This is a genomic window from Kiloniella laminariae DSM 19542, assembly GCF_000374005.1.
Lineage (GTDB): Bacteria > Pseudomonadota > Alphaproteobacteria > Kiloniellales > Kiloniellaceae > Kiloniella > Kiloniella laminariae.
The window spans coordinates 178222-190982 of the sequence record NZ_KB893146.1; the positions used below are offsets into that span (position 1 = coordinate 178222).

The following is a 12761-nucleotide window of genomic DNA, read 5'->3' on the forward strand; positions in this document are numbered from 1 at the left end:
GTTTATCGTTTGTCTCGTACGAGAGCGGCTTTAGAAACGGTTGTCTTTACGCTTCTGCCCGGGTGATTCGGCGAAGAACTTACGATAGGCGCGGTTGAAACTGCTCTGTTCCGGATAGCCGACAGCAAGGGCGATATCCGCTAAAGATCGGGAACTCCGGTTGATCAGCTCTTTCGCCCTCTCAAGGCGAACCTGGGTCTGATATTCCCCGGGTGTGAGGGAGAGGGTTGTCCTGAAAAGATTGTGCAGCTGGCTTACCGAGAGGCAGGCCGCCGCGGCGATATCTGCGGATGCCAGCTTGCGTGCATGGTTCTGGCGGATAAAGGCCAGTGCCTTTTCCAGTTTCTCGGGAAGGTTTTTCTGGGGGCCTTTACCTGTTTCGGCAAGAGATAAAAGCAGCAGCCGGATTGCCTTTTCAGCTGCAAGCCCCAGCCCTGTTTTGTCCAGTTCCAAAGAGGTATAACGGGCCAGGTGGTGCAGGCGGTCATCAAGAGGGAAGAAGGCCTTCTGATGCGCCTGATCCCAAAGGTTTGCAAGCGTTTGGTCCTGCTGGAATTGCAGGACTGGCAAGTCGACGACCGTGAAGCTGTTAATCCCTGATCCTTTGTAGGCATGACTGTCGGTGGCGCTGATCAGGGCAGCGCAATCTTCACCGACGAGGCCGCTTAGCGTCTCGACTTCCAGTTCAAGCTTGCCTGACCCGGGCAAGATAAGCTGGTGAAAGTCACTGTGACTATGGCGACGCTCTTCACTGTCATAACTTCGGAATTCAGCTTTCATCGCATCATCCTAGCAGTCCGGCTATTGCCTACCCAGTAAAAACAGTGCTGCTTATCTCTATGTCCTATGGTGCTGGCTTGGCAACAAGTGTGTGCCAGTCTTCCTCGCTGAGGACTGTGACCCCCAGCTCTGCTGCTTTTTTGAGCTTGGAACCTGCATCGGCACCGGCAACAACATAGTCGGTTTTTTTCGAAACTGACCCCGCGACCTTGGCGCCCAGGCTTTCAGCTTTTGCCTTGGCTTCATCGCGGGACATGGTCAGCAGTTTGCCCGTAAAAACAACCGTCTTGCCCGTTACAGGAGAAACACTGCTAATTTCAAGAACAAATTCCTCGATGGTTATCCGGGCGCGGAGGGCGGCAACGGCTTCCCGGTTATGCGGTTCGCCAAAAAAGGCAATGAGGTCACCCGCCATGGAGGCGCCGATCCCGTCGATGGAGAGAAGCTCTGGCAGCGCATCACTGTCCGGATCATGGGCAAGGCGCATAACTTCTTCGACCCGGTCAAGTGTGCCATAGGTTTTGGCCAGCAGTTTGGCGGTGGCCTGCCCGACCTGGGGAATGCCCAGGGCATAGATAAAGCGGTCCAACCCGATTGTTCGCCTGGCTTCTATGGCGGCAAAAAGGTTATCGGCAGATTGCCGCCCCCAGCCAGGTTGATTGCGCAGGGGCGTGAGGCTTTTTTTATCGCGTTCGGAAAGGGTAAAGATATCTGCGGGGGTCTTGACCTGGCCCTGTTCAAAAAAGAAACGGACCTGTTTGTCCCCCAGTCCTTCGATATCAAAAGCATTGCGACTGACAAAGTGTTTCAGGCGCTCTACTGCCTGTGCCGGGCAGATCAGCCCGCCAGTGCAGCGGGTAACAACTTCCCCGGCCTCCTGAATAGCCTGTGAACCGCACTCGGGACAGTGGTCGGGGAAAGCAAAGGCAACGGAAGTCTCCGGGCGTTTGTCGAGCAGGACCTCGACCACCTGGGGGATGACATCACCCGCGCGCTGGATAACAACAGCATCTCCTTCACGGACATCCTTGCGAAGGATCTCGTCGCGGTTATGCAGGGTGGCGCGGGAAACCATGACGCCGCCGACAGATATGGGCTCGAGGTTGGCTACAGGTGTCAGGGCTCCGGTCCGCCCGACCTGAATGGTGATCTGGTTAAGACGGGTAACAGCGCGTTCGGCAGGGAATTTGTGGGCGATGGCCCAGCGGGGAGCGCGGCTGACAAAGCCGAGCCTTTCCTGCCAGTCAAGGCGGTTGACCTTGTAAACAATCCCGTCAATCTCGTGATCCATATCCGGGCGATCGACCATGATGCTTCTGTAATAAGTCAGAAGCCCTTCACTGGAATCACAGAGTTGCCCCGGGTTTACCGGCAGCCCCCAGCTCTGCATCCGGTCGCGAACTTCGATCAGGTTCGCGCCCAGAGGGGCTGATGTCTCGCCCCAGGCATAGGCATAAAAATCAAGCGGGCGGGCGGCAGTGATGGAGGGATCGAGCTGACGCAGGGAACCTGCTGCGGCATTGCGGGGATTGGCAAAGGTCTTGCCGCCTGTGGAGGCTTGACGACTGTTCAGTTCAAGGAAACGGTCACGCCGCATATAGACTTCGCCGCGGATCTCGAGTACGTCGGGATAATCGCTGCCCGACAATTGATGAGGAATGGAGGCAATGGTTTTGACATTGGCGGTAATGTTCTCGCCTTCAGCACCATCGCCCCGCGTGGCTGCCTGGATCAGCTGCCCTTTTTCATAACGGATCGAGCAGGACAGGCCGTCGATCTTGGGTTCGGCAAAGACTGATATTCTTTCGTCTTTACCCAGACCGAGAAACCGCCTGATCCGGTTCAGGAATTCCTCGACATCTTCATCGGCAAAGGCATTGCCAAGCGAGAGCATGGGGATGCTGTGGCGGATCTTGCCAAAACCGGAAGAAGGTGCCGCGCCGACTGTCACGCTGGGACTGTCGGATCTGATCAGTTCGGGGAACGCCTGTTCCAGGGCTTCGTTGTGGCGACGCAGGCGATCATAGTCACCATCCGATATGTCCGGTGCATCCTGCTGATGATAAAGAATATCGTGTTTGGCGATTTCCTGTGCCAGCGCGGCCAGCTGTTTTTCGGCTTGGACCGGAGACAGTTCTTCAACCGGCTGATCAAGGAACGCCAGAATTTCTTTCGATATCGTCAAGGTACTTATCCCAATAGGCTGTCAGCAGCAGCGCGTGCTTCGTTGGTGATCTCGGCACCCGAGAGCATCCGTGCGACCTCTTCCCGTCTGTCTTCAGGCGAGAGGGTGAAAACCGTTGTTGTTGTCTGGTTGCCATCACTCGACTTGGCGACTTTCAGATGATGACTGCCTTTGGCGGCAACCTGCGGGCTGTGTGTAATCACCAGGATCTGGCGTTCCCCGGCAAGACGCGACAGGCGCTCACCAACAGCATGGGCGGTTGCGCCTCCGATCCCGGCATCAACCTCGTCAAACACCAGACAACCGATGGGACTGACCTTGGCCATAACCACCTTTAGCGCCAGGAGGAAACGGGCGAGCTCTCCGCCTGAAGCGATTTTGCCCAAGGGTCCCGGTGCCGACCCGCTGTTTGTTGCAACCAGAAAAGAAACTTGATCCCAGCCCTGGCGGCTCCATTGGTCTTCTTCGAGATTCTCTATTTCGGTTTTAAAGGTGGCACGTTCCAGTTTCAGCGGTGGAAGCTCTGCGTTGATTTCGGCATCCAGCTCAAGCGCTTTTCTGTGACGGGCCTGGCTCAGTTTCTCCGCGGTCAGGGCATAAAGCTTGCGGGTTTCTTCGCAGCGTTTGTCCAGCTTTTCGAGGTGGGCGTTACCCGTATCAATCAGATCAAGCTGGGTTGCGATTTCGTCCCGAAGCTGGGGCAAAGTCTCAGGCTCAACCCGGTGTTTACGGGCAAGGTCCTGATAAAGAAAATAGCGTTCTTCGATTTCCTGAAGCCGCGAGGGATCAATATCGAGATCCTGAGACAGAGATTGCAACCCGGCCAGAGCATCCTGAATTTCGAAGCTGGCACGATCCAGTGCATCAATGACGGGCTTGAGTTTGTCTCCGGCACGGTCGGCGACATTCCCAAGATGCCGCAGAGCATCAACCAGGGCATTTTCTGCACCACCGACCCCGTTATCCCCGGTAAGATCCACGATAGAGGCATTCATGGCGCTGATCAGCTTCTCGCTGTGCATCATAAACTGTCGCTGGGTGACCAGTTCTCCGAGTTCCCTTTCGACAGGGGAAAGGGCGTCGAGTTCCTCCAGCGCATGACGAAGGAAGGTTTCTTCCCGCTGGGCCTGGGCCAGCTTTTCATCTGCGCTTTTGCGTTCCTTGACGGCGGCGCGCCACTGATCCCAGATGCCCGAGAGTTCCCTTACCAGCGGATCGGTATGGCTGACAGCATCAAGCAGGTTGCGGTGGTTGCTTTGGTCGAGCAGGCCGCGCTGTTCAAACTGACCCTGGACTTCAACGAGGAGGTCTCCGGCCTGACGCAGGAGATTGGCCGAAACTGGCAAGTCGTTTAGATAGGCCCGGCTGCGGCCATCTGCATTGACGACCCGGCGAAAGACCAGTGTGTCGTCTTCCAGGGTAATATCATGTTCTTCGAGAAAGGCAAAAACCGGGTGTCCGGCTGCCGGGGCAAACACTGCACTGACGGATGCTTTGTCCGCGCCTTGTCGCACCAGGCGGGATTCTGCCCTGGCGCCAAGGGCGAGGCCGAGTGAATCAAGCAGGATCGATTTACCTGCGCCGGTCTCTCCGGTGAGCACACAAAGTCCATCTTTGAATGCAAGCTCAAGGTGGTCAATGAGGACCACGTTGCTGATAGTAAGGGTCAGCAGCACGGCACACCTGTTTTCATTAGAGGGCTGTTTTCATCAGAGAATAGAATTCCAGGTCCGGGAAATCCAGGAGCCATCCACTTCTTCTGGCTCAAGATCCTGTCCGTTGAGCAGGGCGTAGCTATCCTGATACCAGCGATCCCCCGGGAAGTTGTGTCCGAGAACGGCAGCAGTTGCCTGGGCCTCATCGATCACCCCAAGTGCGAGGTAGGCTTCTACCAGTCTGTGCAGGGCTTCGGGAACGTGTGTGGTGGTCTGGTATTCACCGATCACTGTGCGGAAGCGGTTGATTGCGGCAAGGTATTCCTGGCGCTGGAGATAATAGCGTCCGATGGTCATCTGTTTACCGGCAAGGTGATCGGTCGCGAGGTCAATCTTCAGCTGGGCATCGCGGGAATACTCTGTTTCGGGAAAACGGCGGACGACATCGCGCAGGGCAGTCAGGGCCTCGCGGGTCATTTTCTGATCTCTGGTTACATCAGAGATCTGCTCATAATAACACAGACCCTTGAGATAGTAGGCGTAAGGAGTGTCTCGGTTCCCGGGATGGAGTTCGATAAAACGATCAAGCGCGGCTATGGCATCATCGTACTTGTTGTCTGAATAATGCGCATAGGCGGCCATAAGCTGAGCTTTGGAAGCCCAGACCGAATAGGGGTGCTGACGCTCAACCTCATCGAACAGCCGGGCCGCATCCTTGTATTCTTCCGCTTTCAGAGCATTGTTGGCACTGCTGTAAAGTTCTTCAACTGGTCTTTCGACGTACTCTGGCTTGTCGTCCGAACTGCAGGCAGCAAGAGTTGCAACCATGGCAAGGGCAAGTCCCGCGCGCTGGAGGGGCGTTTTTTTGAAGTGTCGGAAAAGACCGGATATCATTCTGTAATTCTCTTTTCGTGAGCCATACTTCTGGTCGTGAGCTTTTTTCAAGGCGACAGATCGAATTCTCACAGCACTATAGGGCTTCATAAACCCGGCCTCAAGCCAACTGAGAGCTTCTGGCAATTAAATAGGGTGAAAAAAATATCCCGAAGCAACAGAAAAACAAAAAGCCCGGCAAAACCGGGCTTTTCTGAAAGAGCTTGTCGATACAAAAACAGCTTAGGCCGTGGCGGCAACCGCCCGTTCTGGAACCGTGAAGCTTGAACGTGATGCTGTGACTGCCTGTATTGGCAATGTCGCCCATTCCCAAGCTGAATTGTCATTCATCAGTTTATGAACCAGGCGATAGGTCTGGGCATGTCCTGTCCGGATACCGTGATAGTGACCAATAATCGGAGCGCCAGCGAGATAGAGATCACCGATGGAATCGAGGATCTTGTGGCGCACGAACTCGTTCGCATAGCGCAGGCCGCTTTCGTTCATGATCTCGTCGCCGTTGATGACGATGGCGTTGTCGAGGGAGCCACCACGGGCCAGGCCCATTTTCCGCATCTGGTCGACTTCATGCAGAAAGCCAAAGGTCCGGGCGCGGCTGATTTCCTGTTTATAGCGGTTGGCGCGGACTTCCATATAGAGTTCCTGGCGGCCAATGGCCTGACTTTCAAAGTCAATCGAGAAGCTGACAGAAAAATCTTCGCCCGGGCTGAGAATGCCGGAACGGTTTTCTTCATCGTCCCGAATTTCTTTAAGGATGCGAATCGCTCTTTTCGGGGCGTTCTGCTCCAGAACTCCAGCACATTCAATCAGGAAAACAAAGGGAGCTGCACTGCCATCCATCACGGGAACTTCGCCTGCACTGATATCTATTGTGCAGTTGTCGATACCGAAACCGGCGAGGGCAGACATAAGATGTTCGATGGTTGCGATCTTGACGCCGTCTTTGACCAGTGTGGTGCAGAGTGGGGATTCAACAGCGTACTTCCAGGTCGCGGGGATAACGGCGCCTTTGCCAGCAACGTCGGTACGGCGGAAAACAATTCCGGTTCCTGGTGCAGCAGGGTGCAGTGTCATGATGACCTTATCACCAGAGTGCAGTCCAACCCCCGAACAATTAATGGCACTCTTAAGGGTTTTCTGTTTCTGAACGCGTGTGGCGGCAGTAGCAGTTTTCATGATGACACTTCGTTTGTTAGTTAATCCCCCCGGAGGCAGTGGAACTGCTCCGATCGACATAATGCAACAGGGGAACGATAGCCCGTCCCCCTGTCTCTAACAAATCACTGTTTGTTTCAGTATGTTACGAAGTCAGAAACAAACTGAAACAATTACCTGTGTACTTGCTTAATTGGCCTGACGCCGCAGAAATGCTGGGATGTCCAGCAGGTCTTCGTCGGCGGAGGGGGACTGGATCCGGTCATGGGGATCAAGGCCCGTCAGACGAGGCTGTTGCGCAGGGGCTGCTGGTGCCGATTCGACAGGTGCTGTTGCAGTTGCGACAGCAGGAGCAGGAGCTGCGGCCGCTGTGGCTCTGCCAACCCGCAGCTCTTCTTGTTCGTCAGCCTGGGTTGCAGCCTGAAGGGCACGGGCTGCACCACCGGTGATCCGGCCGAACAGTCCTTTGCTTTTTTTGGACTCTTCATATTTGTCCGTACCGTTAGCCATGGCGGCGGCGGCAAAGGGATCAGCTTTCTGAGGCGTGGCCTGAGGGGCTGCCGGTTTCTGATTGCTTGCCATAGCGGGCCGCGGAGCGACAAAGCTGTCATTCCTGATTTCCGCCTGTGGTGCCATCTGCTGCGGGTTCTGGTGGTTCTGCCCGTCAGCTTCACTGCGCGTGATTGCAGCTTCGATGCTGGTGTGGGCCGGGCCACTTTCGATAATTGGCTGGCTGCTGGCCGTTGCCTGAGCTGCGGCTGGCTGTGGCGCCATGGCTGCTGCAGGCGCAGTTACAGGAGATCCCTGTGAGCCTGCGGGTTCTGCGCGGGCAACCATTTCTTCAGCTGGTTCTGCTTTTGGTTCCGGAGAAACGTTCAGAGGAGCAGGCGGGGTCTGGAAAGACTGAGCTGCAGGACGGATATTCCGGATTGATTCGGCATCAATACCTGTCGCGACAACAGACACACGCATTGTGCCATCCATGTTCGGATCGAAGGTTGATCCAAAGATGATGTTGGCTTCAGGGTCGACTTCGTCCCGAATGCGGTTGGCAGCTTCGTCAACCTCAAAGAGGGTCAGATCAGGACCACCGGTGATGTTGATCAGAACGCCACGAGCACCTTTCATGGAGACTTCATCAAGCAGAGGATTGGAAATCGCGGCTTCGGCAGCATCCATTGCACGGGTCTCGCCGCTGGCCTCGCCTGTTCCCATCATCGCCTTGCCCATTTCGGTCATCACGGCGCGGATATCGGCAAAGTCGAGGTTAATCAGGCCAGGCATAACCATAAGGTCGGTCACGCCGCTCACACCGGAGCGGAGCACGTCGTCAGCCATTTTAAAGGCGTCGGCGAAGGTGGTTTTCTCGTTGGCGATACGGAAAAGGTTCTGGTTCGGGATGATGATCAGTGTATCGACATACTGGGCCAGCTCTTCAATTCCCTTTTCGGCCAGGCGCATACGGTGCACCCCTTCGAAATGGAAAGGTTTGGTGATAACACCGACGGTCAGAATGCCGGCATCTCTGGCGGCCTTGGCAATAACCGGCGCTGCACCCGTCCCGGTACCACCACCCATTCCGGCAGTGATAAACACCATGTTCGAGCCTTCGAGGTGGCCGAGAATTTCGTCCATGGCTTCCTCGGCAGCAGCATGACCAATGTCTGGTCTGGAGCCCGCGCCAAGGCCCTGGGTGATGTTGCGTCCAAGTTGAATCGTGCGTTCACAGGACGACTGGGCAATTGCCTGGGCATCTGTGTTGGCAATGAGGAATTCAACACCTTCCAGATTGCTCTGAATCATGTTGTTTACAGCATTTCCGCCTGCACCGCCGACACCGATCACGGTGATCCGGGGAGTCAGTTCGGATTCAACTGGTGGTACATCTAAATTTAAAGCCATCACTAACCTCCGTTGATCGCCGACTCGGCGAATTCGTTTGTCAAGTTGTACTATAAAGTCAGGGAATCAGTCGAGCGATTTCCAAACTTTTATCTAAAAATTTTCCCGAAACCATCTTCCGAATCTTCCGACGAAGTTCTGTGGGTGGTGTACTTCGGGTACTTTTTCGCCCTGAACGTCATTATGGGCGATGGTGGCATAAGTTAATAAACCCGCACAGGTTGCAAAACTGGGGCCGCCAGTGGCATCAGCAAGACCTGTGACACGTATGGGACGTCCAATCCTGACCTGCTTGTCGAGGATCAGACTGGCGAGATCCGGAAGACCGGGTAACTGGCTGGCGCCACCTGTCAGAACGACACGGCGCCCGCCGACTTTGTCAAATCCGCTCATCTCCAGTTTGGATCTGACGATTTCAAAGGTTTCTTCAAGGCGAGGTTGAATAATTCCAACCAGTAGTGAGCGGGGGACCTGTTGGGGTTGACTGCCTGCAGCTTCTCCGACCTGTGGCACGTCGATCATTTCGCGCTCATCAGTGACTGTTGCTACAGCATGGCCATAAAGTGTCTTCATTCGCTCAGCTTCAACCACAGGCGTAGAAAGGCCCCGGGCCACATCGTTGGTCACGTGATGTCCACCAACAGGAATGACGTCGCAATAAACCAGTTTGCCTTCGCTGAAGACGGCGATAGAGGTTGTTGAACCTCCCATATCAACCAGAGTAACGCCCAGTTCCATCTCGTCTTCGACCAGACAGGCAAGCCCGGAGGCAAAAGGAGAGAGCACAAAACTCAGTGGGTCGAGGTGACAGCGTTTGATGCAGGTCTTGAGATTGCGCAGGGAATTGGATGCCGCCGTGACAAGATGCATGGTGACGCCAAGAGTTTCGCCATGCATACCCCGTGGGTCCTTGATCCCGCGGTTGCCATCAAGGGTGTAGCCTGTTGGCATGGAGTGAATCAGCTGTCGTCCCTGTTCAGGATTCCCGGCCGGGCCCTGAACCTGGCTGGCATGTTCAAGGGCCTGGGTCAGATCACTTTCAGTGACTTCATGGCCGTTGATCGAGATTTCGAGGTTGATATTGTGGGATGAAGGGGTGCCACCGGAAAGATTAACGAAGACAGAATGAACTGTCTCACCAGCCATCTGTTCAGCTGCATGAACTGCATTAAGGATGGAATCCTCAAGGGTTTCCATATTGACGATGTTCCCGCTCTTCATGCCATGGCTGGCCTGCTGGCCGATCCCGATGACCTTGGGCAGGTTATCGCCGTCCATCTGGGCAATAAAACAGCAGATCTTGCTGCTCCCGACATCGAGAACGGCGACTGTTCCATGTTTGATGGCGCTAAGAGGACGCTTCATGATCGACAGCTTTCTTCGGCTGGACCAAGGGCAAGCGGACTGACGTGCCTGAATCTGATATGCCAGATGATATGCCAGAACTGGAGGCAGGAAAACGGCATCAGGTTTTTTCTCCTTTTACGACCTGGCCTTTGTCTTTGGCGGTGCCACTGGAGGTTCTGACGATAAGACGATCTCTCAGGCGGAGGTCAACCAGCACGACATCGCGTTCCAATACACCTTCTTCTCGTTCAATCCGGGCAAAGAAGGACCAGGCATCTTCCGGGTCTTCTTCGGGGAGCTGGACATCAACACCACTGTTGAGGCGGATGTTCCAGCGGCGGCCGCTGACTCTGACCGCAGCTTCAACCTGGCCACCCAGTTCTGGTTCACTCTCGAGAAGTGCCAGAATTTCCCGCGCGTGGCTTGGGGCATCCGAACCTACAATCAGAGGAAGCTTGGTGAAGTTACTGGCCTTGGAGGATTCAATGACGTCACCTTCCTGATCGATGACATGAAGCACACCTCCTTGTTGCCACAGGGCCAGGGGTTCACGTTCAACCAGATTGACATAGATAACATTGGGCAGACGTCGCTCCACCACGGCCTGCTTTACCCAGGGAAGCGATTCAATTTTGAGTTTTGCTTCTTCTGGTGAGAAGGCAAGTATGGGCGTGCCGCGTTCAACATCAAGCTTGGTCAGAATGGCGGCAGCTTTGGTGCGGTTGCGCCCTTCAACCAGTACGTCCTGTACTTTGAGCCCGGCGTCAGCCGTCATGCCATAGAGATTTTCTTGTGCCCGGGTGATTTGTTCCGGAATCCAGCCATTGGTCCAGAGCACGGTCGTTACGGCAACAGTCGCACAGACGGCAACAGTTGCTGTTCCGATAAAAACCCGGCGCCAGTTTGTATCCCCGAAGGGAAAACTCCGGCGCTTTTGTATCCGTTTGCGTCGACGTGTTTTTTTCGGCTCGCTCATGACTCCTCCCTGCTCTGGAGAGCATCTTCGACCATCCAGCCACAAAGCTCGGGGAAGGACATGTCGAGATACCTTGCCTGTTCAGGAACAAGGCTGAGGCTGGACATGCCCGGCTGGGTGTTGGTTTCGAGATAATAGAGCTTGCCGTCCCCCTTTGGAGTATCGTCATAGCGGAAATCGCTTCGGCTGACACCGTTGCACCCTAGAGCCTGATGGGCTTTTTCTGCTGCATCCAGGGCTTCCTGATAAACTTCTTCAGGGATCTGGGCAGGCACAATATGCTCGGTTTTGCCATCAGTGTATTTGGCTTCATAGCTGTAAAAACCCTGTTTGGGGGCCAGTTCGGTAACGGCGAGAGCCTTGCCCCCCATCACGGCGACGGTCAGTTCCCGGCCAGGAATATAGCGTTCAACCATGATGTCACCATCAAATCCGAGTTCGGCACGGGTGGTCGCAATATGGTTGTCTCCCTCGAAGACAATATGCACTCCGACACTCGAGCCTTCACTGAGCGGCTTGATGACATAAGGGCGAGGCAGGGGGTCGCCCTTTGCCAGTGCGCTGGCCTGGATTGTCAGACTTTCCGAGACCCTGACGCCAACCTGCGACACGATCATTTTGGCGCGCTCTTTGTGCATTGCCAGGGCCGAGCTGAGAACGCCTGAGTGGGTATAGGTCAGCCCGAGGAGCTCAAGCAGGCCCTGGACGCAACCGTCTTCACCCCAGCGGCCATGAAGTGCATTAAAGACAACAGCGGGCTCAGCATCCTGCAATTGTTTAATCAACCGGGGGATATCTTTGCTGACATCAATTTCAGTAACGTCATAGCCTGCTTCGCGCAATGCCTTGGCACAGGCTTCTCCACTCCAGAGGGATACTTCCCTTTCAGCGGAAACGCCTCCTTTTAACAGTGCGACTTTGCGGCTCATGACTTCTGGTTCCTTGTTGTAATCTCGCCAATGCGTTTGATTTCCCACTGGAGCTCGACCCCGGAAGTCTCTTTGACTTTCCGGCGGACTGTCTCGCCAAGTTCTTCCAGATCACTGGCGCTGGCCTTGTCGGTATTGATAAGAAAGTTGCAATGTTGTTCCGATACCTGGGCATCACCGATTTTCAGCCCCCGGCAGCCTGCCTGATCAACCAGCTCCCAGGCTTTGTAACCTTCCGGGTTCTTGAAAGTACTGCCACCGGTACGTGACTTGATCGGTTGGCTGCTGCCACGGGCGTTCTGAATTTCTTTCATCTTCTGAGCAATGATCTCGGGATCGCCCGGGGCCCCTGTAAAACAGGCGCTCAGGAAAACCCAGTCGGCTGGCAGGGCGCAGTGGCGATAATCAAATCCCAGTTCCTTTGATGTCAGTCTGTGGATCTTACCCTGCGGGTCCATTGCCTCGGCCCAAACCAGTATATCTTTGGTTTCCCGGCCATATGCTCCGGCGTTCATCCGCAAGGCTCCGCCGATGGTCCCGGGAACACCGCAGAGAAATTCCAGACCGGTTAAGCCAGCCTTGAGAGCGGTTTTTGCGACCTTGACATCCAGTGTTGCCGCGCCACAGACAATCTGGTTCTCCCGGGTTTCTGCGTGGGAAAAGGCAGGGCCAAGCCTGATGACGACCCCTGCCACACCACTGTCCCGTACCAGAAGGTTTGACCCGACACCGATCACCATAACAGGCAGGTCAGTAGGTTTGTTCTGCATGAAACTGGCGAGATCATTCTGATCTGCCGGGGTAAAGAGAACATCAACCGGACCGCCGACCCGGAACCAGGTGATCTTGCCCAGGCGTGCGTCAGGACTATAGGTCCCGCGGACTGCTGGCAGGCGATAGACCAGATGGTCAGGAGAGAGGGCGGCTTCAGTCATCGG

10 protein-coding genes are annotated in these 12761 nt (G+C 55.2%); all 10 read right to left on the reverse strand.

Annotated features, from left to right (window positions below; translation table 11 throughout):
• Positions 1 to 30: 30 nt before the first annotated feature.
• Positions 31 to 780 (reverse strand): AraC family transcriptional regulator, encoded by a 750-nt coding sequence (locus tag B152_RS0111565; RefSeq protein ID WP_020592585.1) that lies wholly within the window; start codon positions 778 to 780, stop codon positions 31 to 33.
• A 64-nt stretch (positions 781 to 844) separates the two neighbouring features.
• Positions 845 to 2965, reverse strand: a complete 2121-nt coding sequence (gene ligA, locus B152_RS0111570) for an NAD-dependent DNA ligase LigA (RefSeq protein WP_020592586.1) — start codon at positions 2963 to 2965, stop codon at positions 845 to 847.
• Positions 2966 to 2970: 5 nt separating this feature from the next.
• Positions 2971 to 4641, reverse strand: coding sequence for a DNA repair protein RecN (gene recN / locus B152_RS0111575; protein ID WP_020592587.1), 1671 nt, complete (start codon positions 4639 to 4641; stop codon positions 2971 to 2973).
• A gap of 33 nt (positions 4642 to 4674) precedes the next feature.
• Positions 4675 to 5514 (reverse strand): outer membrane protein assembly factor BamD, encoded by an 840-nt coding sequence (locus tag B152_RS0111580; RefSeq protein ID WP_020592588.1) that lies wholly within the window; start codon positions 5512 to 5514, stop codon positions 4675 to 4677.
• A 222-nt stretch (positions 5515 to 5736) separates the two neighbouring features.
• The gene (lpxC, locus tag B152_RS0111585) at positions 5737 to 6690 is read right to left on the reverse strand and encodes a UDP-3-O-acyl-N-acetylglucosamine deacetylase (protein WP_020592589.1); all 954 of its coding nucleotides are present in this window, start codon (positions 6688 to 6690) and stop codon (positions 5737 to 5739) included.
• A gap of 168 nt (positions 6691 to 6858) precedes the next feature.
• On the reverse strand, positions 6859 to 8571 hold the full coding sequence (gene ftsZ / locus B152_RS0111590; RefSeq protein ID WP_020592590.1) for a cell division protein FtsZ: 1713 nt from the start codon (positions 8569 to 8571) through the stop codon (positions 6859 to 6861).
• Positions 8572 to 8664: 93 nt separating this feature from the next.
• Positions 8665 to 9936, reverse strand: a complete 1272-nt coding sequence (gene ftsA, locus B152_RS0111595; protein ID WP_020592591.1) for a cell division protein FtsA — start codon at positions 9934 to 9936, stop codon at positions 8665 to 8667.
• 100 nt (positions 9937 to 10036) lie between these two features.
• The gene (locus B152_RS23450) at positions 10037 to 10894 is read right to left on the reverse strand and encodes a cell division protein FtsQ/DivIB (protein WP_020592593.1); all 858 of its coding nucleotides are present in this window, start codon (positions 10892 to 10894) and stop codon (positions 10037 to 10039) included.
• Positions 10891 to 11823, reverse strand: coding sequence for a D-alanine--D-alanine ligase (locus B152_RS0111610; protein WP_020592594.1), 933 nt, complete (start codon positions 11821 to 11823; stop codon positions 10891 to 10893). The genes B152_RS23450 and B152_RS0111610 overlap by 4 nt, the downstream gene beginning before the upstream one ends.
• Positions 11820 to 12758 carry a UDP-N-acetylmuramate dehydrogenase gene (murB, locus tag B152_RS0111615; protein WP_020592595.1) on the reverse strand — a complete coding sequence of 313 codons (939 nt, stop codon included), beginning with the start codon at positions 12756 to 12758 and terminating at the stop codon, positions 11820 to 11822. The genes B152_RS0111610 and murB overlap by 4 nt, the downstream gene beginning before the upstream one ends.
• Between the last annotated feature and the right edge of the window lie 3 nt (positions 12759 to 12761).